The organism is Aeromicrobium sp. CF3.5 (genome assembly GCF_051262695.1).
Lineage (GTDB): Bacteria > Actinomycetota > Actinomycetes > Propionibacteriales > Nocardioidaceae > Aeromicrobium.
This window is the reverse complement of record NZ_JBIMEZ010000002.1, coordinates 146,438-172,208: the sequence shown is the minus strand read 5'-3', so window position 1 is coordinate 172,208 and position 25,771 is coordinate 146,438. Positions and strand designations below refer to the sequence as shown.

The following is a 25,771-nucleotide window of genomic DNA, read 5'->3' as shown; positions in this document are numbered from 1 at the left end:
TGAGGAAAGCCTCGCGATAAAGTTGAGGAATTCCTCATGTTTTGCAAGAATCGATGAATGGTTCCCGTTCCGTCACACCCGCTCCTGACCGCCCCCTCCGCACGCACCGGCACCGAGCTGGCCACGCGGGCCCGCACCGGGGCGCTGGTCGACCGGCTCAATGACGGCGAGTCCTACGCGCTCGCGTTCGGCGGACAGGGCGGGCCGTGGCTCGAGCCGCTGTCGGTCCTCGTGCGCGATCATGCCCTCGAGGCGGATCTGTCCGCCCTCGTGGCGGAGGCCAACGCGCTGATCGAGCCGGTCGCCGGCGAGGTGGCCCGGGCAGGACGCGCCTTCGAGCCGCTGGCGTGGGTCGACGTCCTCGCGGTGGGGGAGTCCGCCGAGGACGACGACGCGCCGACACTTCCATCCGGACTCGACGATCCGGCCGTGTCGGTTCCCGGAATTCTGCTGACCCAGCTCGCCGCGCTGCGTGCACTTGCTGCCCAGGGTCTCGACCCGCGCTCGGTGCAGCCGGCCGCAGTGCTGGGTCACTCGCAGGGTCATCTCGCCACCCAGGCGCTGGCCGGGGTCCCCGATGCCGAGCTGCTCGCCGTCGCACGTCTGATCGGTGTGGCCGGTCAGCTGGTGGGGCGCCGTCGCGGTCTGCTGGGCGAGACCATGGTCAGCCTGTCCGATGTCGACCCCGCCCGGGTCGATTCGCTGCTCAGCGATCGCGTCGTGGCGAACCTGCGCAACGGGCGCCGGTCGGTCGTGCTGTCCGGCCCGGCCGCGGGTCTGCGCACCGTGGTGGCGCGTCTGGAGAAGGTCGCCGCCGAGGAGAAGGCCGAGCGTGAGCGCAAGGCCACCGGAGGAGCGCCGTTCGCGCCGGTCATCGAGCCGTTGCCCACCAAGCTCGCCTTCCACCACCCCGATCTCGCCGAGGCCGCTGACCTGGTCGCGGCCTGGGCCGCCGCTTGCGGCCTGGACGCCGAGCGCGCCCGCAGCCTCACCATGGGAGCGATCGTCGACCCGGTCGACTGGGTCGACGAGCTGGAACGAGCCGGCGACGCCGGTGCCGGGTGGGTCCTCGACCTCGGCCCCGGAGACCTCGCTGCCCGGCTGTCCTCGCGCGAGCTCGCCATCCGTGGCGCCGGTGTCATCACCACGACGACCCGCGCGGGCCACCGAGCCCTCACCGCCAGCGGTGCCATCCCGCGTCGGTCCACTCCGTGGTCGGCCTATGCCCCGTCCGTCGTGACGTTGCCCGACGGCAGCAACCGGGTCGAGACGTCGTTCAGCCGCCTCACCGGCTACTCGCCCGTGCTGCTGGCCGGCATGACGCCCACCACGGTCGATGCCCCGATCGTCGCCGCCGCGGCGAACGCCGGCTTCTGGGCCGAGCTGGCCGGTGGCGGACAAGTCACTGAGCAGATCTTCACCGATCGCGTCGCCGAGCTCGACGGTCTGCTCGAGCCCGGCCGCCGCTACCAGTTCAACTCGTTGTTCCTCGATCCCTACCTGTGGAAGCTGCAGGTCGGCCAGAAGCGCCTGGTGCAGCGTGCACGCGCCGCCGGTGCGCCCATCGACGGTGTCATCGTCACCGCAGGTGTTCCCGAGCTCGACGAGGCGGTCGCCCTGGTCGAGGAGCTGCGCGGGCTCGGCATCGAGCACGTGGTCTTCAAGCCGGGCACGGTCCGCCAGATCCGCGACGTCATCGCGATCGCGAAGGCGGTACCTGCGACTCCACTGATCGTGCAGATCGAGGGCGGCCGGGCCGGAGGTCACCACTCCTGGGAGGACCTCGACGACCTGCTGATCTCCACCTACGCCGACCTGCGTGCGGTCGACAACATCGTCGTGTGCGTGGGCGGCGGCATCGGCACCCCCGAGGCCGCATCGGCCTACCTGACCGGCGAGTGGGCGATCCGCCACGGCTTCCCGATCATGCCGCTGGACGGTGTGCTGGTCGGCACCGCGGCGATGGCCACGCTCGAGGCGACCACCTCGGCCGCGGTCAAGCAGCTGTTGGTCGACACACCGGGAACCGAGACGTGGGTTGGTGCAGGCCACGCCGGTGGCGGCATGGCATCGGGCCGCAGCCAGCTGGGCGCCGACATCCACGAGATCGACAACACCGCCTCGCGCACGGGCCGCCTGCTCGACGAGGTGGCCGGCGACGCCGACGCAGTCGCCGAACGGCGCGAGGAGATCATCGAGGCGCTCGATCGCACCGCCAAGCCCTACTTCGGCGATGCCGCCGCCATGACGTACGAGGCCTGGTTGCGCCGCTACGTCGAGCTCACCGCGCCTGCAGGCAGGTGGCTCGATGTCACGTTGGAGAGCCGGTTCGTGGCCATGGTGCAGCGCGCCGAGGCCCGCCTGAGCCCGGCCGATCGCGGTTCGATCGAGTCGTTGTTCGGCGCCGAGACCACGGCATTCGACCCGGCTGTGGTTCTCGACGTCCTGATCGACGCCCACCCCGCGGCCGCCGACGTGCGACTGCACCCGGCCGACGTCATGTTCTTCGTCGACCTGTGCCGTGCACCGGGCAAGCCGGTCACCTTCGTTCCGGTCATCGATGCCGACGTGCGCCGCTGGTGGCGCTCGGACTCGCTGTGGCAGGCCCACGACGAGCGCTACTCCGCCGACGAGGTCTGCGTGATCCCCGGCACCGTCTCGGTCGCTGGAATCCAGCGTGTCGACGAGCCCGTCGCCGAGCTGTTGCAGCGCTTCGAGGACGCCGCTCTGGACACCTTGCTCGCCGGCGGTCGTGCACCGCGCCGCGTCCCCGGACGCCGCCACGCACTGGGAACCGGCGACGCCCTGGCGCTCGCCCTCGCCGCTCACGACGTCGTCTGGGCCGGCCGCACCGTGCAGAGCCCCGTGCGGCGCCTCGGCGACGGCTGGGTCATCGTCGATGACCAGCACGCCGAGCACCCCGCCACCGGCGCATCGCTGGTGGCCGTGGCGCCCTCACCCGAAGGCGTCCAGGCCGTCGAGCTGACCGTCCCGCTCGCCGAGCCACTCGTGCTGCGCATCGACCTGCCCGCGTCGGTGGCCCATGGCGCCATTCCGGTCGTCTCGTCCAGCTCGGCCGTCTCGGCCATGCAGGCGCTGGTTCGTTCGGCATCCGGGGGAGACCTCCCCGACGGAACCACCCAGGTGTCGTGGACACCTGATCTGGTGCTGGATCACGTCGGCGTCACCGGTAACTCCGACGTCCGTCATCCGTTGCCCGACGTCCTGGTCGGACTCGCCTGGCCGTCGGTCTTCGCGGTCCTCGCGAGCGCCGAGATCGCCACGGAGAACGGTCAGCTGCACCCCGTCGTCGAGGGCATGCTCGACCTCGTCCACCTGGACCACCAGGTCCACCTGACCGGTGACCTGCCCGCCACCACGGCGACTCTCGACATCTCGGCCACCCTCGACGAGGTCGTCGACACCGAGGTCGGTCGCGTCGTCGCGGTCGACGTCGCGATCAGCTGCGCCGGCACCCCTGTCGCGACCCTGCGCGAGCGCCTCGCCATCCGCGGTCGTACCGGAGCTGTCGCGCTGAGCGATCCCGAGCGCGCCGGTGGCGCACTCGGCGACCTGCACGACACGCCGCGTCGCAACCGTGTCGTCGGCACCCTGCAGGCGCCCACCGACATGCGTGGATTCGCCGCTGTCACCGGCGACCACAACCCCATCCACACCAACGTCGCCGCCGCCCGACTCGCCGGCCTGGCCACTGACGGGCACGAAGGCCCGATCGTCCACGGCATGTGGCTGTCGGCCGCTGCTCAGCAGGCACTCGTGGCCGAGACCGGTCGCCCCATCGTGGGCTGGACCACGCGGTTCCTCGCGCCGGTGCGCCCCGGCGCTTCGGTCGACATCCGCGCCGATCGCATCGCACTGTCCGAGGGTGATGAGATCATCGACGTCACCTGCCGCGCCGACGGCGAGGTCGTCGCAGCCGCCACCGCGCGCCTGCAGGCGCCCCGCACGGCCTACGCCTTCCCGGGCCAGGGCATCCAGCACGCTGGCATGGGCATGGCCGGTTACCAGCGCTCCAAGGCAGCGCGCGAGATCTGGGACCGCGCCGACGCGCACACCCGTTCCGCGCTCGGCTTCTCGATCCTGTCCGTCGTGCGCGACAACCCGACCGAGCTGACCATCGATGGAGTGAAGCACCGCCATCCCGACGGTGTGCTGTTCCTGACCCAGTTCACCCAGGTCGCCATGGCCGTGCTCGGCGCGGCGCAGATGGCCGAGCTGCGTGAGTCCGGAGCCTTCGTCGAAGGCTCGATCCTGGCCGGTCACTCCGTCGGTGAGTACAACGCCCTCGCTGCCGTGTCGGGCGTCATCGCGCTCGAAGCGGTCGTCGAGGTCGTGTTCCAGCGCGGCTCGGTCATGCACACTCTGGTCGAGCGCGACGCCAAGGGCCGCAGCGACTACCGGCTCGCCGCGATCCGTCCGGCTCAGATCGGTCTGGACGACGACACCGTCACGGCCTTCGTCGATGGCATCTCCGAGAGCACGAATGAGTTCCTGCAGATCGTCAACTACAACCTGCGCGACTCCCAGTACGCGATCGCCGGCTCGATCGCCGGGCTCGCCGCGCTCGAGGACGAGGTCGCGCGGCTGCGCGCCGAGCACGGTGGCAAGGCCGCGTTCATCTACGTTCCCGGCATCGACGTGCCGTTCCACTCCCGTGTCCTGCACGGCGGTGTGGCGGACTTCCGAGCCCGGCTCGAGGAGCTCCTGCCCGCCTCGATCGACCCCACGATCCTGCAGGGCCGCTACGTGCCGAACCTGGTGCCGCGCCCGTTCTCGCTCGACCACGACTTCGTGCTGGAGATCGCCGACCTGGTCGACCCCGAGCATTCCGGCACCACTCCGCTGCGCGGAGTCCTCGCCGAGTGGGACACCTGGACTGCGCGGCCCGGTGAGCTGTGCCGTGTCGTGCTGATCGAGCTCCTGGCCTGGCAGTTCGCCAGCCCGGTGCGCTGGATCGAGACGCAGGACCTGATGTTCGGTGCTGACGGGCTCGGCGTCGAGCGCTTCGTCGAGGTCGGTGTGGGCCAGGCGCCCACCGTCGCCAACCTCGCCAGCTCGACCCTCAAGCTGCCCGGCTTCGCCGGCAGCCCCGTCGAGGTGCTCAACATCGAACGCGACGCCGCTGCGGTGTTCTCCACCGACGAGGACGTGGCCGAGGTCGACGACGAGCCGGTCGAGGAGGCCACCCCGGCCGCCTCGGAGTCCGCCCCAGCCGCACCTGCGGCCCCCGCTGCTGCGACCTCGAGCGGCCCACGCCCCGACGACATCGCGTTCGGTGCGGCTGACGCCACCCGCACGCTGATCGCCTGGTGGACCAAGCTGCGCCTCGATCAGATCGGTGCAGCCGACTCGATCGAGTCGCTGTGCGACGGAGCGTCGTCGCGCCGCAACCAGTTGCTGGTCGACCTCGGCGGCGAGCTGGGGCTCGGCGCCATCGACGGAGCCGCCGATGCCGACATCCCGACCCTGGCCACCCAGGTCACCGGCCTGGCCCGTGGCTACAAGCCGCTCGGACCGGTGCTGTCCGAGGCCATCGGGGATCATCTCAAGAAGATCCTCGGCCCCAGTGGCAAGCGCCAGAACGCCGTGATCGAGCGCGTCACCGGCACCTGGGAGCTCGGGTCCGGATGGGCCCAGCACGTCGTCGCCGAGCTGGCGATGGCGACCCGTGAGGGCACCAGCGTGCGCGGCGGATCGTTCGGCGAGCTGACCGTGGCCTCGGCCGCAGACGTCGACGCAGCGATCGACGCCTCCGTCCAGGCGGTCGCCGCCCGCCACGGTGCGTCCGTGGCGCTTCCGGCCACCGGCGGCGGTGAGGGCGCGACCGTCGATGCCGCCGCTCTGGGTGAATTCACTGACGCCATCACCGGCCCCGACGGTGTGCTCGCGGCCTCCGCGCGCCTCGTGCTGAACCGTCTTGGCCTGGACGTGCCCGCCGAGGTCGTCGAGTCCGACGGCTCCGATGCGGCGATCGTCGCCCGGGTCGAGTCCGAGCTGGGGCCCGACTGGGCCAAGCAGACGGCCCCGGCATTCGACGCCCTGCGCGCCGTCGTGCTCGACGACCGCTGGGCCAGCGCCCGCGAGGACGTGGCGCGGGTGGCTGCCGGTCACGACGTCACCGCATCCTTCCGTGGTGCCGGTCCGGTCGTCGCGTCCCACGCTCAGTGGTACGCCGACCAGACCGACGACGCCGACCTGTCGGTGCGCCTGTCGACGATCGCGGGGGAGGCCCTCGACGTCGCCAGCGGTGCACACGCCGACGACATCGCGGTGGTGACCGGCGCGAGCCGGGGCTCGATCGCAGCTGCAGTCGTGGGCCGCCTGCTGTCCGAGGGAGCGACGGTCGTCGCGACGACCTCGTCCCTGGACTCCTCGCGCCTGGCGTTCTACAAGACGTTGTACCGCGAGCACGCCGCCACGGGTGCCACCTTGTGGATCGTGCCGGCCAACATGGCCAGCTTCGCCGACGTGGATGCACTCGCCGACTGGTTGGGCTCGGAGCAGACCGAGACCAAGGCCGGCACCACCACGGTCGTCAAGCCGGCGCTCACCCCGACCCTGCTGTTCCCGTTCGCGGCCGGCCGGGTGTCCGGTGAGGCGACTGACGCTGGTGGCCGCGCCGAGGTCGAGATGCGCATCCTGCTGTGGTCGGTCGAACGGCTCATCGGGGCACTGTCCTCGACGATCCGCGACCGCGACCTGGCCGCGACGCTGCACGTGGTGCTGCCCGGTTCACCAAACCGCGGCATGTTCGGCGGCGACGGCGCCTACGGCGAGGCCAAGGCTGCGCTCGACGCGCTGGTCACCAAGTGGAGCGCCGAGCGGACCTGGGCCGACCGGGTCACGCTGGCCCACGCGATCATCGGCTGGGTGCGCGGCACCGGGCTGATGGGTGGCAACGACCCCTTGGTCGAGGCCGTCGAGGCAGCCGGAGTCCGCACCTGGGCACCGGACGACATGGCGGGTGAGCTGGTGGCTCTGACATCGCCTGCCATGCGAGCCGCGGCATCGATCGAGCCGGTCCGTGCAGACCTGACGGGCGGCCTGGGTCAGTCTGCTCTGGACATGAAGGCGCTGGCGGCCGACATCGAGATGCCCTCCGCCCCCGTCGAGGACAGCACGGGGACGATTGCGGCACTGCCCGGTTCGCCGGCGCAGCTGGATCGCGTCGTGACCCCGGCCTGGGGCTCGGTCCCGTCGCGCCCCGAGGACCTCGTGGTCGTCGTCGGCGCCGGCGAGCTCGGCCCGTACGGGTCCTCGCGCACGCGCTTCGAGATCGAGGTCGACGACGAGCTGTCGGCGGCCGGAGTGCTCGAGCTGGCGTGGCTGACCGGACTCGTCCAGTGGGACACCACCGCCGGGTCCTGGTTCGATGTCGAGAGCCAGGAGAAGGTCGAGGAGTCCGAGGTCGCCGAGCGGTACGACGACGCCGTGCGTGAGCGCGTCGGCGTGCGTCGCTATGCCGATGACGGTGCCATGGTCGACAACACCCGACCGCTGATGACCTCGGTCTACCTCGAGCAGGACATGACCTTCACGGTCTCAGGCGAGGCCGAGGCCCGTGCGATGAAGAGCTCCGATCCGGACAAGACCGTCATCGCGATCGGAGCCGACGGTGACTGGACGGTGACCAGGAAGGCCGGATCGGAGGTCAAGGTGCCGCGCAAGGCGAAGATGTCGCGCACCGTCGGCGGTCAGATCCCGACCGGCTTCGATCCCACCGTGTGGGGCGTGCCGGCCGAGATGGTCGAGTCCGTCGACCGCGTGGGCCTGTGGAACCTCGTCTGCACCGTGGACGCGTTCTTGTCCAGCGGGTTCAGTCCTGCCGAGCTGATGCAGTGGGTGCACCCGGCGCTGGTCGCCAACACCCAGGGCACCGGCATGGGCGGCATGACGTCGATGCGATCGCTGTACATCGACACGCTGCTGGGCGAGAGCACACCGAACGACATCCTCCAGGAGGCGTTGCCGAACGTCATCGCGGCACACGTCGTGCAGTCGTACGTCGGCTCCTACGGTGCGATGGTGCACCCGGTCGCGGCCTGCGCCACGACGGCCGTCTCGGTCGAGGAGGGTGTCGACAAGATCAAGCTCGGCAAGGCGCACTTCGCCGTCACCGGCGGTTTCGACGACCTCGGCATCGAGGGCATCGTCGGATTCGGCGACATGTCGGCCACGGCCGACTCAGGTGCCATGGCCGCCAAGGGCCTGGAGGACCGTTACTTCAGCCGGGCCAACGATCGCCGCTACGGCGGATTCGTGGAGAGCCAGGGCGGCGGCACGCTGCTGCTGGCCCGCGGTGACGTCGCAGCAGCCATGGGACTTCCGGTCCTGGGTGTCGTGGCGTACGCCGGGTCGTTCGCCGACGGCGTGCACACGTCGATCCCGGCGCCGGGCATCGGCGCACTGGCCGCAGGTCTGGGGGGACGCGAGTCGGCCCTGGCCAAGGGCCTGGCGTCGGTCGGCCTGACCGCCGATGACATCGGCGTGCTGTCCAAGCACGACACGTCGACCGGCGTCAACGAGCGCAACGAGTCCGAGCTGCACGAGCGGCTCGCCGCGGCCATCGGTCGCAGCGAGGGCAACCCGTTGTACGTCATCAGCCAGAAGACCCTGACCGGTCACGCCAAGGGTGGCGCCGCCGCCTTCCAGCTGGTGGGTCTGTCGCAGGTGCTGGGCTCGGGCGTTCTCCCGCCGAACCGCAGTCTCGACTGCGTGCTCGACGACCTCGCCGAGCACGAGCACCTGGTGTGGCTGCGGGAGCCGCTGCAGACCGCCAGCCTGGGCGGGGGCGGACTGAAGGCCGGCCTGGTCACCAGCCTCGGCTTCGGTCACGTGGCCGGGCTGATCGCGCTCGCGCACCCGCAGGCCTTCGTGGAGTCGCTCGCGCCGGCGGACCGGGATGCGTACCTCGCCCGGGCCCAGGAGCGCACGATCGAGGGCCGCATGCGTCTGGTGGAGGCCATGTACGGCGGGCCGTCGCTGTACGAGCGCCCGGCGGACCGCCGTCTGGGCACGGCCGGTTCACGTGAGCGCGAGGCCAGCATGCTGCTGGAGCCGACGTCGCGTCTCGACGCGGACGGCCTGTACGGCGGACCCAGCTGTTGAGAGTCCGGTCGTGAGTGAGGTCGTGGGCGTGGGCGTGGACCTCGTCCACGTCCCGGCGTTCGCGGACCAGCTGGCCCAGCCGGGCTCGCGGTTCGCGCACGTCTTCACGCCGGGGGAGCGCGGCGATGCGCGCGATCGCCCCTCCGACGTCGCTCGACACCTCGCGGTCCGTTGGGCCGCCAAGGAGGCGGTCATCAAGGCGTGGTCGGCGTCGATCCACGGCCACCCACCGGTGATGGACGAGTACGTCCACCACCTGATCGAGGTCGTGACCGACGCCTGGAATCGCCCCCGCATCCGCCTGCACGGCGAGGTCGCGGACCACCTGGCCGACCACCAGATCGACCTCTCCCTCTCCCACGACGCCGACTACGCGACCGCCTTCGTCGTCCTGAGTTGTGAGGATTCCCAGGAGAACCCCGGAACCTGACGCCTGGCCCACCTTGCAACAGGGGTGAAGCGCCAGGTTTCGGGGTTCTCCTGGGAATCAGCGAACCTCCCGAGTCAGGTGGGGTTGGCGCTCAGGAGGTAGGCGGCGAGGAGGCGCTTGAGCTCGACGACGGCCTCGGCGTGGCTCTGGCCGTCGCGGATCGAGAAGTTGAGCATCGAGTAGACGACGTGCACCAGCACCTCGGCGATGATGGCGCGGCGCTCGCGGGCCATGCCGGGGGTCAAGGTGGCCAGCACGCGGGCGACCTCGGCGGCGAACTCACGCTCGGTGATGGCCGCAGTGGCTCGCGTGCTCGGCGTGGACTGCACGGCGTGCCAGACCGCTCGACGCGATGGGTCCGTGGCCCACAGCTCGGCCATGTGGTCGACCAGACGATCCATGAAGTTGATCCAGTCGAGCCGGGGGATGACCGAGGCGAACTCTTCGAGGCCCTCGCGCACGCCCACGGCGTCGACCCGGTCGAGCTCGCAGACGATGACGTACTTGTTCTGGAAGAACTGGTACAGCGTGCCGATGGGGAGGCCGGCGCGGTGCGCGACCTCTTCGCAGGTGAACGACTCGAATCCGACCTCGAGCAGGAGCTGGCGCGCCACCGCCAGCAGGTGATCGAACTTCAGGTGGGAGCGATCCTGCGTGGGGCGGCGTCGAGGTTCTAGGATCTCGGCCGTCACCAGCGACACCCTAGTTGGTTGCGTCCAGCCCTGCGTGCACCAGCGGGACGATCGAGTCGCCGATCGTGTCGAACCCCTCGCCCAGGGTCTGCCCCTGGGAGTACCGGAAGTAGATGCCCTCGAGGATCACCGAGAGCTTGAAGAATGCGAGCCCGAGGTGGAAGCCGATGTCGCTGACGTCGCGGCCGGTGGCCGAGGCGTACCGCTCGATGACGTCGTCGCGGGACAGGTACCCAGCGGCCAGGGGTGCGTCGGTGACGCTCGCCGCAGCGCCCGCGGCGCGAGAGGTCTCGGCCATCTGCTGGTAGGCGAGCATGACGGCGACGTCGGTCAGTGGGTCGCCGAGCGTGCTCATCTCCCAGTCGAGCACCGCGGTCATGCGGTCTCCGTCGTCACTGTCGATCAACACGTTGTCGAGCCGGTAGTCCCCGTGCACGATGGTTCCCTCGCTGGCCGACGGGATCGAGGCCGTCAGCCGCTCGGCGAGCTCGTCGATGCCGTCGAGATCCCGGCTGCGCGAGGACTCCAGCTGCTTGCGCCAGCGCCTGACCTGACGTTCCAGATATCCGTCGGGGCGCCCGAACTCGCTCAGGCCCACGGCCGCGTAGTCGACGGCGTGCAGCCGCCCGAGCGTGTCGACGAGGTCTTCGCTGATGGCTCGAGTGCGATCCGGTCCGAGCGCTTCCAGCTCGCTGGCGTGCTTGTACGGCGTGCCGACCGCGTGCTGCATCACGTAGAACGGAGCGCCGATCACGTCAGGGTCCTCGCACAGGGCATGCATCACCGGCACGGGCACGTCGGTCGCCGCCAGCGCGGCCATCGCCTTGTACTCCCGACTCATGTCGTGCGCCGTGGCCAGGACGTGGCCCAGCGGTGGTCGGCGCACCACGAAGTCAGACGTGCCGTCAGTGACTGCGTACGTCAGGTTCGACTTGCCGCCCGTGATGAGATCGGCCGACAGGGGGCCGGTGACGAGCTCTGGACTCTCCCGAGCCAGCCAGTCGGCCAGCACGACCAGGTCGAGGCCCTCGGGCCGGGATGTCCCGTCTCCGGCAGCCGGCGATGTGCTCACGTCAGTCCTTCGGTCCGCCGGCGACGTAGATGACCTGGCCCGAGACGAATCCGGCGCCCTCGCTGACCAGGAACGACGCTGTGTTTGCGATGTCCTCGGGCTGACCGACGCGGGCCACCGGGATCTGCTCGGCGCTGAACTTGATGAAGTCGTCGAACGGAACGCCCACACGCTCGGCGGTGGCCGCGGTCATGTCGGTCACGATGAAGCCGGGGGCGATCGCATTCGAGGTGACGCCGAACTTGCCCAGCTCGATCGCGAGGGTCTTGGTCAGGCCCTGCATGCCGGCCTTGGCGGCGGAGTAGTTGGCCTGTCCGCGATTTCCCAGGGCTGAGGTGCTCGACAGGTTCACGATGCGGCCGAACTTGGCCTCGACCATGAACTTCTGAGCGGCCTTGGCCATGTTGAACGCGCCGCGCAGGTGCACGCCCATGACCAGGTCCCAGTCCTCGACCGTCATCTTGAACAGCAGGTTGTCGCGCAGGATGCCCGCGTTGTTGATCAGGACGGTCGGCGCACCCAGCTCATCGGCGATGCGAGCGACGGCGGCGTCCACGGCGGCCGCGTCGCTGACGTCGGCGCCGACGGCCAGGGCGGTGCCGCCAGCCGCGGTGATGGTGTCGACGGTGCTGGCGCACGCGTCCTGGTCGAGGTCGACGATGGCGACCTTCATTCCGTCGGAGGCGAGGCGGGCGGCGACAGCCGCTCCAATGCCACGGGCGGCTCCGGTCACGATCGCGGTGCGTGCTTCAGTCACGTCGAACTCCTCAAGAATGGGTAAGCGCTTGCTTAGTGGCACGTTATCGCACCCGTCAACCCCGGTCGTGGGGCCTTCGGTGACAGCGTGCGTGCGACGTGCAACACACAAAGATGAGGAATCCCTCAGCTTCGGTTAGAGTTGAGGAAAGCCTCATGTTTAGGAGATCTCAGTGACGCAGCTCGATTCCGGTACCACCGCCTCCCCGGCCTCCGTCCCCGCCAGCCCCCGCGACGTGCTCACGCAGCACCGAGACGGCCGGTTCGCGCGGATCGAGCCCAAGGGCAAGCGAGTGCACACCGCGCGCGAGCGAGCCGAACTTCTCCTGGACGAGGGATCCTTCGTCGAGATGACGCCGTTGCGCACGGCTGGCACCCGCCCCGACGGATCCAGCAGCGGCAGCGGTGTCGTGGCCGGATGGGGAACGACCGACGGCACGCCCGTCGTCGTCATCTCCCACGATGCTGCGGTCGCCTCCGGCGCGATCGGAGCAGTGATGGCCGAGGCGATCATGAAGGCCCAGCGCTTCGCCATCGCCCAGGGGCACCCGATCGTCTACATCAACGACTCGGGCGGAGCGCGCGTGCCGGACGGCATCTTCGCGCTCGACGGATGCGGCGGGATCTTCGCGCTCAACGTCAAGGCGCAGCGCAAGGTCCCGCAGATCTCGGTTATCTGCGGCCCGTGCGCCGGAGCCGCTGCGTACTCGCCGGCACTGACCGACTGGACCATCATGGTCAAGGGCCAGGGCCAGATGTTCTTGACCGGGCCCGACATCGTCAAGGCCGCGACCGGTGAGGACGCCACCGCCGAGGAGATCGGCGGCTCGCAGCTGCACACCGTCACCAGTGGCGTCGCGCACCTCGAGGTCGACTCGGAGATCGAGGCCTTCGAGGCCACCCGGCAGCTGCTGTCCTACCTGCCCGAGCACAAGGGCGGACCGCAGAAGATCCAGGGCGCGATGCCCGCCAACCCCGGTGCCGCCGAGAAGCTGCCGACCCTGGTTCCGGAAAAGTCCAGCGTCATCTTCGACATGCACGCCCTGCTCGACGGCGTGCTGGACAACGGCGCCCGCCTCGAGCTGATGCCCGAGCACGCGCCCAGCATCCTCACGCTGTTCGGCCGCCTCGACGGCCGGCCCGTCGGCGTCGTGGCCAACCAGCCCGCCTCACGCGGCGGCATCCTCGACTCCAAGGCGTCGGTCAAGCTGGCGCGCTTCGTGGAGTTCTGTGGACGCTTCGATCTCCCGGTCCTGACCTTCGTCGACGTCCCCGGCTTCCTGCCCGGCACCGTCGAGGAGGGCCGCGGCGTCATCACGCATGGCGCCAAGGTGCTCAAGGCCTACGCCGAGACCGACTCGCCCAAGCTCACCGTCGTGGTGCGCAAGGCCTTCGGCGGCGCGTACATCGCGATGGGCGCGGCATCGCTCGGCGCCGACGTCAACTGGGCCTGGTCCGGCTCGGAGATCGCCGTGATGGGTCCTGGCGGCGCCGTGGCGCTGCTGAACCGTCGCGAGCTCGCGGCCTCGGAGGATCCCGTCGCGCTGCGCGACTCGCTGGCCGCGCAGTACCGCGAAGAGGTCGCTCGCCCCTACGTGGCCGCCGAGGCCGGCATCGTCGACGACGTGATCCACCCCGAGGAGACGCGCGGTCGCATGGTCGCAGCCCTGCGGATGCTCGCAGCAGGGCAGAAATGATCGAGGCGCGCGCCGACATCGTCGGCAACATCTGGAAGATCACCGCCCGCGTCGGCGACGAGGTCGGCAAGGGTGACACCGTCGCCGTGCTGGAGTCGATGAAGATGGAGATCCCGGTGGTCGCTCCGGCAGGAGGATACGTGAGCGCGATCCTCGTCGACCTCAACCAGATCGTCCAAGAAGGTGACGGCGTCGTCGAGATCGACGACACCCCCAGCGCGTAGCCACACGTGGCATCATCGGGGCGGTGCCTGATACCTGGACCCACGAGCTGCCCATGCGATGGGCCGATCTCGACATCCTCAACCACGTCACGAACGTGGTCTACGTCGACTACGCCCTCGAGGCGCAGGCGGTGCTGCGACGCGATGGACATCTCGAACCCGGGCGTCCCGTCCGCGACGTGACCGTCACCTACCACCGGCCGACCGCCTTGAGCAGTCGGCCGTTGCTGCTGCGATCGAGCCTGTCCGGCGACGTGCTCGACCAGGAGGTCTGCACTACCGCAGGCGACGCCGAGCCCGTGGTGCAGGCGCGCATCGTCACCACCCACGGCGACCCCGCGCCCACGCAGACCCCGACCTTCGAGGACGACCCACTGCCCTCGCGGGTGCGAGCCGGCGATGTCGACGCCACAGGCGCGGTGTCCGCCTCCGGGCTGGTGCGCCTGGCCCAGGAGGCGCGCATCCGACACTTCGCGAGCCGGATGGACCGTGGCCGGCTGGGCCAGTTCGTGCTCGGCACCATCAGCCTGCAGCCCCTCTCCGAGGTGACCTGGCGCACCGAGCCGTACGACGCGCGCAGCTGGATCACCCGGGTCGGTCGCGGATCCTTCACCATCGACACGGCGTTGCTGTCCGACCAGCAGCCGCTGTTCACCTCGCAGACCGTCCTGGTCGGTTTCGACGCCGACCAGCAGGTCTCCCGCCCCTTCACCGACGACGAGCGCGAGCATCTCCACGCCCACCTGCGCTGACCTCGCCGGGCGCATGTCCACATGATGGACAAAGGTCTCGCGGGTCAAGATTCTGGTTAGCGTCGTGGGGTGATCTTCACGCGAGAGCCCTCCGCCGACGGAGGACAGTCCACCCGGCCCGCCGACGCGGTGCGGCGCGCCCATCCCGAGCCGGTTCAGCTGCGCGGGGTCTCGCGATCGTTCGACGGTCCCAGCGGGCCGCACCACGTGCTGCGCGACGTCGAGCTGTCGATCGAGGCCAGCGAGATCGTGGCCCTGATCGGCACGTCAGGCTGCGGAAAGTCCACCCTGCTGCGCGAGATCTGCGGTCTGGATCGGGTCGACACCGGACAGATCCTCATCGGCGAGCACACGGTGCGTGGTGTCGACGAGCGATGCGCCATGGCCTTCCAGGCACCCCGACTGCTGCCGTGGCGCAGCGCGCGGGAGAACGTGCGACTCGGTCTGCCCCGAGGAACGGCCCGCGCAGCCGGCACGGCGCGGGTCGATGAGCTGCTCGAGCTGGTCGGACTGTCAGAGGCCGCCGACCGGCGCCCCCGCGAGCTCTCCGGCGGCATGGCCCAACGGGTCTCTCTGGCCCGCGCCCTGGCACGCAATCCATCGGTCCTTCTGCTCGACGAACCCTTCGGTGCACTGGACGCTCTCACGCGGCTGCGCATGCAGGATCTGCTGCTGCAGATCCACGCGGCCGAGCCCACCACGGTCGTCCTCGTGACGCACGACGTCGAGGAGGCGCTCTACCTCGCCGATCGCGTGGCTCTCATCGGCGGAGGCAATGAGCCCGGCCGCGGATCGCAGGTGCAGTCCCTGATCACCGTGCCCGGACAGCGCCCGCGCGACCGCGCCGACGTGGCCCTGGCGAGCCTGCGCGCCGATCTGCTCGAAGGCCTGGGCGTTCCTTCCCACCACTGAATCTCCACTGCGCGCGCCGAGGTGCACTGCAGCCCACCCCCACACGAACGGACACCACCATGACCACACGCCACATCCCTCATCGCCTCCGATCGGGAGCCGTTGCCCTCGTTGCCCCGCTGGCCGCCCTGGCCCTGTTGTCGGGCTGCGTCGCCGGCGAGGACTCAGCGTCCGGCGCCGATGCGCCCGAGGGCAGCGAGTGGAGCTCCGGCGAGCTCGACATGGACTTCGCGACCTACAACCCGCTGTCGCTGATCATCAAGGAGCAGGGCTGGCTGGAGGCCGAGCTCGGCGACGACGTCGAGGTCACGTGGACCCAGTCGGCCGGATCGAACAAGGCCAACGAGGCGCTGCGCGCCGGCGCCATCGACGTCGGCTCGACCGCAGGCTCGGCCGCGCTGCTGGCCCGCGCCAACGGTTCGCCGATCAAGACCGTGCTGCTGTACTCGCAGCCGGACTGGTCCGCGCTGGTCGCCGCGGAGGACTCGGACATCACCGAGGTCGCGGACCTGGACGGCAAGTCGATCGCTGCGACCAAGGGCACCGACCCGTACTTCTTCCTCCTGCAGGCCCTCGCCACCGCCGATCTCGGCCTCGACGACGTCAAGGTCCAGAACCTGCAGCACGCCGACGGCAAGACAGCACTGGAGAACGGCAGCGTCGACGCGTGGTCGGGCCTCGACCCCCTGATGGCCGACAGCGAGGTCAACAACGGATCGAAGCTGTTCTACCGCAACATCGACTTCAACACCTACGGCTTCCTCAACGCCACCGAGGACTTCATCGCCGACAGCCCCGACCTCGCTCAGCTCGTCGCTGACGCCTACGAGAAGGCGCGCGCCTGGGCGCAGGAGAACCCCGAGGAGACGGTCGAGATCCTGGCCGAGGCCGCGGGCATCGACCCCGAGCTGGCCAGCAAGGTCCTGCTGGAGCGCACCGTGCTCGACCTCGACCCGGCGCCCGGCGCCGCGCAGGCCGACGTGCTCGAGGTCGTCGGACCGATTTTCGTCGAGATCGGTGACGTGAGCGACCAGTCCCAGGTCGACGAGGCCCTGGACACCTTGTTCGACACCGAGTTCATCGACGACGTCGACGCCACTCGCATCAGCGACTGATCGCAGGAGCACCCATGAGCAGCACCAGCACCCAGCCCCCGGTCGTGCAGTCCTCGAACGATCCTGCCGGACCGCCGGACCAGGACCGGACCGACCGCGGCCCGAGCAACCGGTCGCGCCCGGGTGGCCTGCTGGGTCGGGGCTGGGTGGTGGCTCTCCTCGGAGCCGTCGTTCCGGTGGTGCTGCTGGTCGCCTGGCAGCTGGCCAGCACCACGGGCCTCGTCGCCGACTACCAGCTGCCGCCGCCCGGCACGGTCTGGGAGGCGGCCGTCGAGCTGGCCAATCGCGGCGAGCTGTGGATGCACGTGGCGATCTCGACCCAGCGCGTGCTGCTCGGGTTCGCTGCCGGTGCGGCCCTCGGTCTGGCCCTGGGCTCGCTCGTGGGACTGTCGCGGATCTCCTCGGTGCTGCTGAGCCCCACCGTCGGGGCGATCCGTGCCGTGCCGTCGCTCGCCTGGATCCCGCTGCTGCTGATCTGGCTCAAGCTCGGCGAGGACTCCAAGGTGACCCTGGTGGCCATCGGGGCGTTCTTCCCCGTCTACACGACCGTGTCTGCGGCCCTGCGCCACGTCGACCCGCAGCTGGTCGAGGCAGGCCGTGCCTTCGGGTTGCACAAGATGGCCCTGTTCCGCACGGTGCAGCTGCCGGCCGTGCTGCCCTCGGTGATCTCCGGGTTGCGCCTCGCGATGGCCCAAGCCTGGCTGTTCCTGGTGGCCGCAGAGCTCGCCGGGGCCGCGTTGGGACTGGGATTCCTGCTCACCGACTCGCAGAACAACGGCCGGGTCGATCGCGTGCTGCTGGCCATCGTGCTGCTCGCGCTGCTCGGCAAGATCACCGATACGCTGATCGGCGTGGCCGAAAAACGATTCCTGAACAGGTGGAGCTGACATGAGCGACGCAGATCCGAACCCGGTGACGCCCGAGCCCGCCGCGGAGCACACCTTCGGATTCCGCACCCGTGCCCTGCACGCCGGCGGAGTGCCCGACCCCACCACCGGCGCCCGTGCGGTGCCGATCTACCAGACCACCAGCTTCGTGTTCAACGACACCGCGGACGCGGCCAACCTGTTCGCGCTGCAGAAGTACGGCAACATCTACTCGCGCATCGGCAACCCGACGGTCGCGGCCCTCGAGGAGCGCATCGCCTCGCTCGAGGGCGGTATCGGTGGAGTCGCCACCGCGTCGGGGATGTCGGCGGAGTTCATCACCTTCGCGGCCCTGGCCGGCGCGGGCGATCACATCGTGGCGGCGTCCTCCCTGTACGGCGGCACCGTCACCCAGCTCGACGTGACGCTGCGGCGCTTCGGCGTCGAGACGACCTTCGTCACCGGCACCGACCCGGCCGACTACGAGGCCGCGATCACCGACGCGACCAAGGCGGTCTACGCCGAGGTGATCGCCAATCCGAGCGGCGAGATCACCGACATCGCGGCCCTGGCCGAGGTCGCTCACCGCCACGGGTTGCCGCTGGTGATCGACGCGACCCTGGCCACGCCCTACCTCATCCGTCCCCTCGAGCACGGCGCCGACATCGTGCTGCACTCGTTGACCAAGTTCATCGGCGGGCACGGCACGACACTGGGCGGCATCGTCGTGGAGTCGGGCCGTTTCGACTGGGGCAGTGGCCGCTTCCCGCAGATGACCGAGCCGGTGCCGTCGTACGGCGGCGTCTCCTGGTGGGAGAACTTCGGCGAGTACGGATTCCTGACCAAGCTGCGCACCGAGCAGTTGCGCGACATCGGCCCCACCCTCTCGGCCACGGCGGCCTTCCAGCTGCTGCAGGGCGTCGAGACGCTCGCCCAGCGCATGGATGCGCACGTCGCGAACGCCCAGGCCGTGGCCGAGTGGCTCCAGGCCGATCCGCGGATCGACTACGTGACCTACGCCGGTCTTCCCGACCACCCGCACCACGAGCGCGCCGCGCAGTACTACCCGCTCGGCCCCGGCGCCGTGTTCGCGTTCGGGGTCGGGGCGACCGACGACCTCAGCGGTCGGCAGGTGGGAGAGCGCTTCATCGAGTCGGTCCAGCTCGCCAGTCACCTGGCCAATGTCGGTGACGCCCGTACGCTGGTGATCCACCCCGGATCCACCACCCACCAGCAGCTCTCCGACGAGCAGCTGGTCGCCGCCGGGGTCGCCGAGGACCTGATCCGCATCTCGGTGGGCATCGAGGACCTCGAGGACATCCTCTGGGACCTGGACCAAGCACTGACAGCCGCCACGGGAGTGAGCCGATGACTGCAACCACACGCACGTGGGAGGGCCCCAGCGCCACCGATCGCCTCGCGATCCTGCGCCGCTCGAAGTCGATCGCCATCGTCGGCGCCTCGACCAACGCGGCCCGCGCCAGCTACTTCGTCTCGACCTACCTGCTGTCCAGCTCGGACTATCGGATCTACTTCGTGAACCCGCGCGCCACCGAGATCCTCGGGCAACCGGTCTACCCCGACCTGGCCTCCCTGCCCGAGACGCCCGACATCGTCGACGTCTTCCGTCGCCACGACGACCTCCCCGGCGTCCTTGACGAGGCGATCGCCGTGGGCGCCAAGACCATCTGGCTGCAGCTCGGCTCCTGGCACGAGGACGTCGCCCGCGACGCGGAGGCAGCCGGTCTCGAGGTCGTCATGGACCGGTGCGTCAAGATCGAGCACGCCCGCTTCGACGGCGGCCTGCACCTCGCCGGATTCAACACCGGCGTGATCAGCTCACGACGCGACTCTGGGGTCGCTCAGCGCTAGTTCGTTCGGTTCAGTTCAGGGGCCGACCTCATCGGGTTCGCCCGGACGCTCGGTCGCGACGACTCGGCTTCGCTTCGCTCAGGGCGCCGAGCCGACCATGCTGCGCTGGATGGTTCATGGCCCAACACCGCTTCGCTTCGCTCAGGACGCGGTGTTGACCATGAACGTCGCCGCGTGCTCCACGTAGGCCCAGAACTGCGCGTCGTGCTCCGGCGACAGGTTGGCCGCGTCGAGGCCGGCGCGGAAGTGCAGGAGCCAGCGGTCGCGGGCGAGCATGGTCACCGCGAACGGGGCGTGGCGCATGCGCAGGCGTGGATGTCCGCGCTGCTGGGAGTAGGTGGTCGGACCGCCCCAGTACTGCTCGAGGAACATCCGGAACCGCTCCTCCGCCGGCCCGAGATCGGCCTCGGGGTACAGCGGTCGCAGCACGTCGTCGTCGGCGACACCCTCGTAGAAGACCCGCACGATCAGCTCGATCGTGTCGTGGCCACCGATCTGGTCGTAGAAGCTCGCGGCCGTGCTGGTGTCGCCGCTCATTCGGTCCCCATCGGTGACATGAAGGTGCGGGGGATCTCGATGCCCTCGGCGTCGAAACGGGCCTTGATGCGCTGACGCATCGCCCGACCGACCAACCACTGCTGCAGGGGAGCGGTCTTGAGCACCAGACGGATGACGGCCCCGTCGTTGGCGAAGTCCTGCACGCCCCACACCGACGGCGGCTCGAGGATCAGGGAGACGAACTCGTCCTCCGCCGCCAGCTGCATGGCCTCGTCGGCGAGGACCGCCTGCACGTGAGCGAGGTCCGAGTCGTAGCTGACGGTGATGTCCAGCACGCTGCGCGACCAGTTCTGGCTCTGGTTGCCGATGCGCAGGATCTCGCCGTTGCGCACGTACCAGACCGTTCCGTCGACGGCCCGCAACCGCGTGACGCGCAGGCTGACGGCCTCGACGGTGCCGATGGCCTCACCGGTGTCGATCACGTCGCCGACGCCGTACTGGTCCTCGAGGATCATGAAGATGCCTGACAGGAAGTCCTTCACCAGGTTCTGTGCGCCGAAGCCGAGAGCCACCCCGATGATGCCGGCGCTGGCGATGATCGGTGCGATGTCGATGCCGACCTTGGACAGCACCATCACCACGACGACCGTCATGATGACGCCGGTCGAGACACTCTTGAGCAGTGACGCCATGGTGCTGGCGCGCTGATGACGGCGGGCCGCTGCGGCGGGGTTCATGTCAGCCAGCAGATTTCCGGCCCTGGCTCCCAGGGATCCGGGCGCCCTACCGTTCGCCGTGCGTTCGATCAGACGATCGACCGCTCGTAGGACGAACCACCGCAGGGTCAGACCGATGGCGAGGATCAGCACAATCGCACCGGGGGTGGCGACGAACCATTCCCACGCGGTGCCTTCGGGCAACTTCCAGTCCAGGGCACGCATGTCTCCAGCCTACGGGCCACTAGGATGAACCCATGACCACTGCCTCGACGACTGTCCGCCGGGCCTCCACGCTGGCCGCCACGTTCCTGATCACCTTCATCGCTGGAGCCACTGCGGCCTTCGCCGATGCGCCGGTGGGCGATGACTGGCCGGCCGCCGAGGGTCGCGGCGTCCTGGGCAATCTCGTCGTCTTCGGCGGTGGGACGCTCGCCCTGTTCGCCGTCGTCGCCCTCTTCGGCCTGCTGACCGCGCGCAACAACTACGTTCCGCCGCCCCCCAGCCGGGAGCTCGCCACCACGCCGGGCAACACGCCCGCCCAGCACTGAGCGGTATCGGGGCGTACTTCCGGCCCCTGAGCCCACTGCCTGGACGCTCCGTGTGGCGATGGGCTCCCGGAGCGCAAGGCACCACCGATCATGGCCTGATCAGCGGTAGAGGCCCGCGAGGAGATTGATGATGTCCTGCGCGATGGTGGGCGGGTCGGTCTTCGACCAGGCGGCGTAGACCGGCACGGGAGGTGCGTCGCGGACGGCTCGGTAGGTGAGGCCGCGGCGGCGGTACTGGTGCGCCGTCGATTCTGCCGTGATGCCGCGGGCCGCGCCGCTGCCGATGAGGGTGAGCCAGTCATCGATGTCATGGGTGGGGATGGTGTTGCGCGGACGGTCGTGCTCGGGCCAGAGGTCGAGCCGGGTGCTTCCGGTGCGGTGATCGATTGCCAGTGGAACTGTTGCGACCTGGGAGAGGGTGACGGTGCGTCTCGTGCCCAGCGGGTCGTCGGAGGACATGGCGCAGTAGCGCTTCTCGGCCCCGATCAGGACCAGTTCGAGGTCCGTGTTCTCGGGCACGCGGCGCAGGATCGCCAAGTCGCTGATGCCTTCTCGCAGTCCTGCGGTGGGTGTGTTGGTTCGGGTCAGGCGCAGCTCGTGGTGCGGGAGGGTTGCTGCCCATCTGCGTTGGAACTCAGGGGTGTGTCGGCCCAGGGCGGACCACGCGTACCCGATCGTGATCGTGCTTGCTCCCGACCGAGCTTCCTGACGCAGATCGTCGACGACCGACAGGGCGCGACGTACGTGGCGGAGCACCCGCACACCGGCCGGAGTGAGCTCGACGCTGCGGGTGGTCCGGTTGAGGAGCCGCACGTCGAGGACGGACTCCAGGGCGGCGACGTGGCGCGAGACAGCGGTCTGGGAGATCCCGAGCTCGATGCCTGCGTCGGTGAAGGTGCCGGCGTCGACGACGCTGGCCAAGGATCGAAGATGACGCAGTTCCACATCCATCCCGGCAGTCTATCCATGCGCATGTCGCATCAGTGCGGACATTCATGCATTGTGAGCACAGCGTGATCGGGATGCACAGTTTCGTCATGACGATGGATGGACAGGCAGGTGGCGGCCGAACCATTGGTGTCGCGACCGCCCTGGGAGGTACGCTCTCGAACCAGCTCGGTGCGGCCAGCGGGTCGCTCGCATTCCCGGTCATCGGACCGGTCGGCGTCGTGGCCGTTCGTCAGATCGTCGCCGCGATGATCCTGCTCCCGGTCGTGCGGCCACGGGTCCGCGACCTGACCCGGGCGCAGTGGTGGCCGGTCCTGCTCCTGGCGTTGGTGTTCGCGACCATGAACGTCAGCCTGTACGTGGCCATCGAACGCATAGGTCTGGGCGTGGCGGTGACGATGGAGTTCTGTGGGCCCTTGGCGGTCGCCCTCCTCAGCTCGCGGACCAGGACGAGTGCGATCTGCGCCCTCGGCGCAGGCGCAGGCGTCGTCGCCATCCTCCGACCGCAACCCACGACCGACTACCTGGGAATTGGGCTCGGGCTGGTTGCTGCGTGCAGCTGGGCCGCGTACATCCTGCTCAACAGGACCATCGGTTCTCGCATCCCCGGAGTGCAGGGCACCGCCACCGCCGCAGGGGTCTCCGCGGCTGCCTTCCTTCCCGTCGGCGCCTGGGTGCTCATCACGACCCGCCCGGACGCGTTCACGCTGCTGTGCGCGGTCGGTGCGGGAGTCCTGGCTTCGACCGTCCCGTTCGTGGCGGACCTGATCGCTCTGCGGAGGATTCCCGCGAATTTGTTCGGGATACTCATGAGCATCAACCCGGTCCTGGCTGCCCTCATCGGCGCGATGCTGCTGGACGAGCACCTTGGGCCCATCGAATGGGTCGGCATCGCCCTCATCGTCACTGCGAACGCCACCGCCCTGCTCGTGCCGGGCAGTCCGCCGCTTCGCCCAGGCCGGACCAGCGACTCGCAGCTCGCTGGTCCGGCACCGACTCCCTAGATAGCCTGCTGGGCGCGCAGTGCGCGGGCGAGGTCGTCGCGACCCTCCATCACGTAGCGGCGTGCGGCCGGGCCCGTCTCGGTGGTCTTGAGCCAGGCGTCGACCTTGGCCAGGGCGTCAGCCGACGGGTTCGCGGACGGGAAGAGGGCCACGAGAGCGACCTGACCGATCCACACCCCCTTGTCCTCGACGATCGTCTCGGCCATCGTCAGGTACTGGTCGACGTAGGACTCGAGCAGGTCGCCCTGGCCGGTGACCTGGAAGGCGTACGCGGTCTGGCGGCGCGTCTCGTTGGGGGTGGCCTTCTCGTCGACGACGACGCGCCACGCCTCGGACTTGGCCTCGGCGGTGGGCCGGATCGCGCGGGCCGCGGAGGCTCGCTCCTGACCGCTGATGGTGTTGTCCGCCGCCAGCGTCTCGTCGATCTCGGCGTCATCTGCGTCGCCGATGCGAGCCAGCGCCGTGACGATGCTCCAGCGCAGGTCGGTGTCGACGGTCAGGCCGGGCAGCGCCCCACCGAGGATCTCGCGCAACCGGTCGGGCGTCGACGAGGCAGCGGCCAGTGCGCGCACCAGCGCGAGCTGGTGGTCGCTACCGGCCTCGGCCGCGTCGACCAGCTCGGACAGGCCGGCTTGCCAGCGCTCGGCCAGGGCCGGGCGATCGGCCGCGGACGTGTAGACGTTGATTGCCGTGTTCGCCTGACGCAGCAGCGAGGCGACCGCGGTCAGGTCGTTCTCGGTGCCGACGCCCGCGAGCACCAGGGTCACGAACGCCTCCGAGCTGAGCTCGGCGTCGCGTGTCATGTCCCACGCCGATCCCCAGCACAGTGCGCGAGGCAGCGACTCATCGAAGGTCGCGATCGACTCGATCAGCGTCGCGAACGACTGCTCGTCGAGGCGGATCTTGGCGTAGGTGAGGTCGTCGTCGTTGAGCAGGATCAGGTCGGGACGCTTGACGCCCACCAGGTCGGCGATCTCGGTGGAGGCGCCACTGAGATCGGTCTCGACCCGGTGCGTGCGCGTGAGCTTGCCGTCCACCCGGTCGTACAGGCCGATCGCGATGCGGTGGCGACGCAGGGTCGGGTGGGCCTCGATGGCCGTCTGGTCGACCCGGAATGACGTGAACTGCTCGCCGTCGACCCCGTCGGAGGTCTCGAACTCGGCGCGCAGGGTGTTGACGCCGGACGTCTGCAGCCACTCCGCGGCCCACTCGCGCAGCTCACGGCCGCTGGCCGCCTCGAGCTCGGTCAGCAGGTCCGACAGCTCGGTGTTGCCGAAGGCGTGCTTGTCGAAGTAGGACCGCAGGCCGGCGAAGAAGTCGTCCTCGCCGACCCACGCCACCAGCTGCTTGAGCGACGAGGCGCCCTTGGCGTAGGTGATGCCGTCGAAGTTCGCCTCGACCGCGCGCAGGTCGAAGTTGTCGGCCGCGATGGGGTGCGTCGACGGCAGCTGGTCCTGGCGGTAGGCCCAGTTCTTGCGCGAGTTGGTGAAGGTCGTCCAGGCCTCGGTGAACCGAGTCGCCTTCACGTTGGCGTACGCGGCGGCGAACTCGGCGAACGACTCGTTGAGCCACAGATCGTCCCACCACTTCATGGTCACCAGATCGCCGAACCACATGTGGGCCATCTCGTGCAGGATCGTGTTGGAGCGTGACTCGTACGCGGCCTGGGTCTGGCGGCTGCGGAAGATCATCTCGTCGCGGTACGTGACGCATCCGGCGTTCTCCATCGCGCCCATGTTGTACTCGGGCACGAACAGCTGGTCGTAGGTGCCGCCGAACGGGTAGGCCATCTCGAACAGACCCTCGAAGCAGGCGAAGCCCTGCTTGGTGATGAGGAAGATGTCGTCGGCGTCGAGGTGCTCGACCAGCGACTGGCGGCAGTAGACGGCCAGCGGGATCTCACCGCGCTCGCCGGAGTACACGTCCTCGACGCGGTGGTAGTGACCCGCGACCAGGGCCGTGATGTAGGTCGACATGGTCTTGGTCGGCTCGAAGTGCCAGGTGGAGGCACCGTCGTGGGCGGCGACCGGCTCGGGCGTGGGGGAGTTGGACACCACGGCCCAGTCCGATGGCGCCGTCACGTGGAACGTGAAGACGGCCTTGAGGTCGGGCTGCTCGAAGGTGGTGAACACGCGGCGGGCGTCCGGTACCTCGAACTGCGTGTAGAGGTAGACGCGGTCGTCGGCGGGGTCGATGAACTTGTGCAGGCCCTCGCCGGAGTGCGAGTACAAGCAGGTGGCCTCGACCCGCAGCTCGTTGGACTCGGCCAGACCGGTCAGCGCGATGCGGCTGTCGGCGTAGGCCGACACGTCGACTGGCTTGCCGTTGAGGGTGATCGACGAGATCTGGCCGTCCACGAGGTCGGCGAAGGTCGCCGAGCCCTCGGAGGCCGAGAAGGTGATGGTCGTGATCGACCCGAACCGGTCGGGGTCATCGAGGGTGAGGTCGAGCTCGACGTCGTAGGTGTGGGTGGCGATGATCGACGCGCGCTGCTGGGCTTCGTCGCGGGTGAGGTTGGTTCCAGGCATGATCTCACT

General features: G+C 69.5%; 19 protein-coding genes. 12 read left to right on the top strand and 7 right to left on the bottom strand.

Annotated elements, in window-relative coordinates:
* Positions 1-57: 57 nt before the first annotated feature.
* Positions 58-9,129 carry a fatty acid synthase subunit beta domain-containing protein gene (locus ACHAA3_RS04370; RefSeq protein ID WP_435707725.1) on the top strand — a complete coding sequence of 3,024 codons (9,072 nt, stop codon included), beginning with the start codon at positions 58-60 and terminating at the stop codon, positions 9,127-9,129.
* A gap of 10 nt (positions 9,130-9,139) precedes the next feature.
* Positions 9,140-9,559, top strand: coding sequence for a holo-ACP synthase AcpS (acpS, locus tag ACHAA3_RS04365; protein WP_435707724.1), 420 nt, complete (start codon positions 9,140-9,142; stop codon positions 9,557-9,559).
* Between the two features lie 74 nt (positions 9,560-9,633).
* Here the strand turns inward: acpS and ACHAA3_RS04360 are convergent, their stop codons facing one another.
* The 3 genes from ACHAA3_RS04360 to ACHAA3_RS04350 are packed head-to-tail and all read right to left on the bottom strand — an operon-like array spanning position 9,634 to position 12,080.
* Positions 9,634-10,251, bottom strand: coding sequence for a TetR/AcrR family transcriptional regulator (locus tag ACHAA3_RS04360; RefSeq protein WP_435707723.1), 618 nt, complete (start codon positions 10,249-10,251; stop codon positions 9,634-9,636).
* A 10-nt stretch (positions 10,252-10,261) separates the two neighbouring features.
* Positions 10,262-11,323 (bottom strand): phosphotransferase family protein, encoded by a 1,062-nt coding sequence (locus ACHAA3_RS04355; RefSeq protein ID WP_435707721.1) that lies wholly within the window; start codon positions 11,321-11,323, stop codon positions 10,262-10,264.
* 1 nt (position 11,324) lies between these two features.
* Positions 11,325-12,080, bottom strand: a complete 756-nt coding sequence (locus tag ACHAA3_RS04350; RefSeq protein ID WP_435707720.1) for an SDR family oxidoreductase — start codon at positions 12,078-12,080, stop codon at positions 11,325-11,327.
* Between the two features lie 172 nt (positions 12,081-12,252).
* On the opposite strand from ACHAA3_RS04350, the gene ACHAA3_RS04345 reads away from it, so the two are divergent.
* From ACHAA3_RS04345 to ACHAA3_RS04310, 8 genes are all read left to right on the top strand, one after another.
* Positions 12,253-13,776, top strand: a complete 1,524-nt coding sequence (locus ACHAA3_RS04345) for an acyl-CoA carboxylase subunit beta (protein WP_435707719.1) — start codon at positions 12,253-12,255, stop codon at positions 13,774-13,776.
* Positions 13,773-14,000, top strand: coding sequence for an acetyl-CoA carboxylase biotin carboxyl carrier protein subunit (locus tag ACHAA3_RS04340; protein WP_435707718.1), 228 nt, complete (start codon positions 13,773-13,775; stop codon positions 13,998-14,000). Before ACHAA3_RS04345 ends, ACHAA3_RS04340 begins: the two co-directional genes overlap by 4 nt.
* Positions 14,001-14,023: 23 nt before the next feature.
* Positions 14,024-14,752: a thioesterase family protein gene (locus ACHAA3_RS04335; RefSeq protein ID WP_435707717.1), complete on the top strand. Its 729-nt coding sequence runs from the start codon at positions 14,024-14,026 to the stop codon at positions 14,750-14,752.
* Between the two features lie 69 nt (positions 14,753-14,821).
* Entirely contained in the window at positions 14,822-15,664 is an 843-nt protein-coding gene (locus ACHAA3_RS04330) for an ABC transporter ATP-binding protein (RefSeq protein WP_435707716.1), read from the top strand.
* A 59-nt stretch (positions 15,665-15,723) separates the two neighbouring features.
* Positions 15,724-16,779, top strand: coding sequence for an aliphatic sulfonate ABC transporter substrate-binding protein (locus ACHAA3_RS04325; protein ID WP_435707715.1), 1,056 nt, complete (start codon positions 15,724-15,726; stop codon positions 16,777-16,779).
* 14 nt (positions 16,780-16,793) lie between these two features.
* Positions 16,794-17,666, top strand: coding sequence for an ABC transporter permease (locus tag ACHAA3_RS04320; protein WP_435707714.1), 873 nt, complete (start codon positions 16,794-16,796; stop codon positions 17,664-17,666).
* A 1-nt stretch (position 17,667) separates the two neighbouring features.
* On the top strand, positions 17,668-19,017 hold the full coding sequence (locus tag ACHAA3_RS04315) for an O-acetylhomoserine aminocarboxypropyltransferase/cysteine synthase family protein (RefSeq protein WP_435707713.1): 1,350 nt from the start codon (positions 17,668-17,670) through the stop codon (positions 19,015-19,017).
* The gene (locus ACHAA3_RS04310; RefSeq protein ID WP_435707712.1) at positions 19,014-19,517 is read left to right on the top strand and encodes a CoA-binding protein; all 504 of its coding nucleotides are present in this window, start codon (positions 19,014-19,016) and stop codon (positions 19,515-19,517) included. The genes ACHAA3_RS04315 and ACHAA3_RS04310 overlap by 4 nt, the downstream gene beginning before the upstream one ends.
* A gap of 141 nt (positions 19,518-19,658) precedes the next feature.
* Here the strand turns inward: ACHAA3_RS04310 and ACHAA3_RS04305 are convergent, their stop codons facing one another.
* Positions 19,659-20,054: a globin gene (locus tag ACHAA3_RS04305; RefSeq protein WP_435707711.1), complete on the bottom strand. Its 396-nt coding sequence runs from the start codon at positions 20,052-20,054 to the stop codon at positions 19,659-19,661.
* The gene (locus ACHAA3_RS04300; RefSeq protein WP_435707710.1) at positions 20,051-20,956 is read right to left on the bottom strand and encodes a mechanosensitive ion channel family protein; all 906 of its coding nucleotides are present in this window, start codon (positions 20,954-20,956) and stop codon (positions 20,051-20,053) included. Before ACHAA3_RS04300 ends, ACHAA3_RS04305 begins: the two co-directional genes overlap by 4 nt.
* 32 nt (positions 20,957-20,988) lie before the next feature.
* On the opposite strand from ACHAA3_RS04300, the gene ACHAA3_RS04295 reads away from it, so the two are divergent.
* Positions 20,989-21,282, top strand: a complete 294-nt coding sequence (locus tag ACHAA3_RS04295) for a hypothetical protein (protein WP_435707709.1) — start codon at positions 20,989-20,991, stop codon at positions 21,280-21,282.
* A 99-nt stretch (positions 21,283-21,381) separates the two neighbouring features.
* Here the strand turns inward: ACHAA3_RS04295 and ACHAA3_RS04290 are convergent, their stop codons facing one another.
* A complete protein-coding gene (locus tag ACHAA3_RS04290; RefSeq protein WP_435707708.1) occupies positions 21,382-22,233 on the bottom strand; it encodes a LysR family transcriptional regulator in 852 nt (283 codons plus the stop codon).
* A gap of 86 nt (positions 22,234-22,319) precedes the next feature.
* Between ACHAA3_RS04290 and ACHAA3_RS04285 the strand changes: the two genes are divergently transcribed.
* Positions 22,320-23,234, top strand: coding sequence for an EamA family transporter (locus ACHAA3_RS04285; RefSeq protein WP_435707707.1), 915 nt, complete (start codon positions 22,320-22,322; stop codon positions 23,232-23,234).
* On the opposite strand, the gene pepN is transcribed toward ACHAA3_RS04285, so the two are convergent.
* A complete protein-coding gene (gene pepN, locus ACHAA3_RS04280; RefSeq protein ID WP_435707706.1) occupies positions 23,231-25,762 on the bottom strand; it encodes an aminopeptidase N in 2,532 nt (843 codons plus the stop codon). The genes ACHAA3_RS04285 and pepN overlap by 4 nt on opposite strands.
* Positions 25,763-25,771 lie beyond the last annotated feature (9 nt).

Excerpts from the sequence above, each read along its gene's own strand:
- ACHAA3_RS04340 (WP_435707718.1), top strand. The coding sequence starts at position 13,773 with ATGATCGAGGCGCGCGCCGACATCGTCGGCAACATCTGGAAGATCACC.
- ACHAA3_RS04305 (WP_435707711.1), bottom strand. The coding sequence starts at position 20,054 with ATGAGCGGCGACACCAGCACGGCCGCGAGCTTCTACGACCAGATCGGT.
- ACHAA3_RS04290 (WP_435707708.1), bottom strand. The coding sequence starts at position 22,233 with ATGGATGTGGAACTGCGTCATCTTCGATCCTTGGCCAGCGTCGTCGAC.
- ACHAA3_RS04310 (WP_435707712.1), top strand. The coding sequence starts at position 19,014 with ATGACTGCAACCACACGCACGTGGGAGGGCCCCAGCGCCACCGATCGC.
- pepN (WP_435707706.1), bottom strand. The coding sequence starts at position 25,762 with ATGCCTGGAACCAACCTCACCCGCGACGAAGCCCAGCAGCGCGCGTCG.
- ACHAA3_RS04285 (WP_435707707.1), top strand. The coding sequence starts at position 22,320 with ATGACGATGGATGGACAGGCAGGTGGCGGCCGAACCATTGGTGTCGCG.
- ACHAA3_RS04315 (WP_435707713.1), top strand. The coding sequence starts at position 17,668 with ATGAGCGACGCAGATCCGAACCCGGTGACGCCCGAGCCCGCCGCGGAG.
- ACHAA3_RS04320 (WP_435707714.1), top strand. The coding sequence starts at position 16,794 with ATGAGCAGCACCAGCACCCAGCCCCCGGTCGTGCAGTCCTCGAACGAT.
- ACHAA3_RS04295 (WP_435707709.1), top strand. The coding sequence starts at position 20,989 with ATGACCACTGCCTCGACGACTGTCCGCCGGGCCTCCACGCTGGCCGCC.
- ACHAA3_RS04300 (WP_435707710.1), bottom strand. The coding sequence starts at position 20,956 with ATGCGTGCCCTGGACTGGAAGTTGCCCGAAGGCACCGCGTGGGAATGG.
- ACHAA3_RS04370 (WP_435707725.1), top strand. The coding sequence starts at position 58 with ATGGTTCCCGTTCCGTCACACCCGCTCCTGACCGCCCCCTCCGCACGC.
- ACHAA3_RS04325 (WP_435707715.1), top strand. The coding sequence starts at position 15,724 with ATGACCACACGCCACATCCCTCATCGCCTCCGATCGGGAGCCGTTGCC.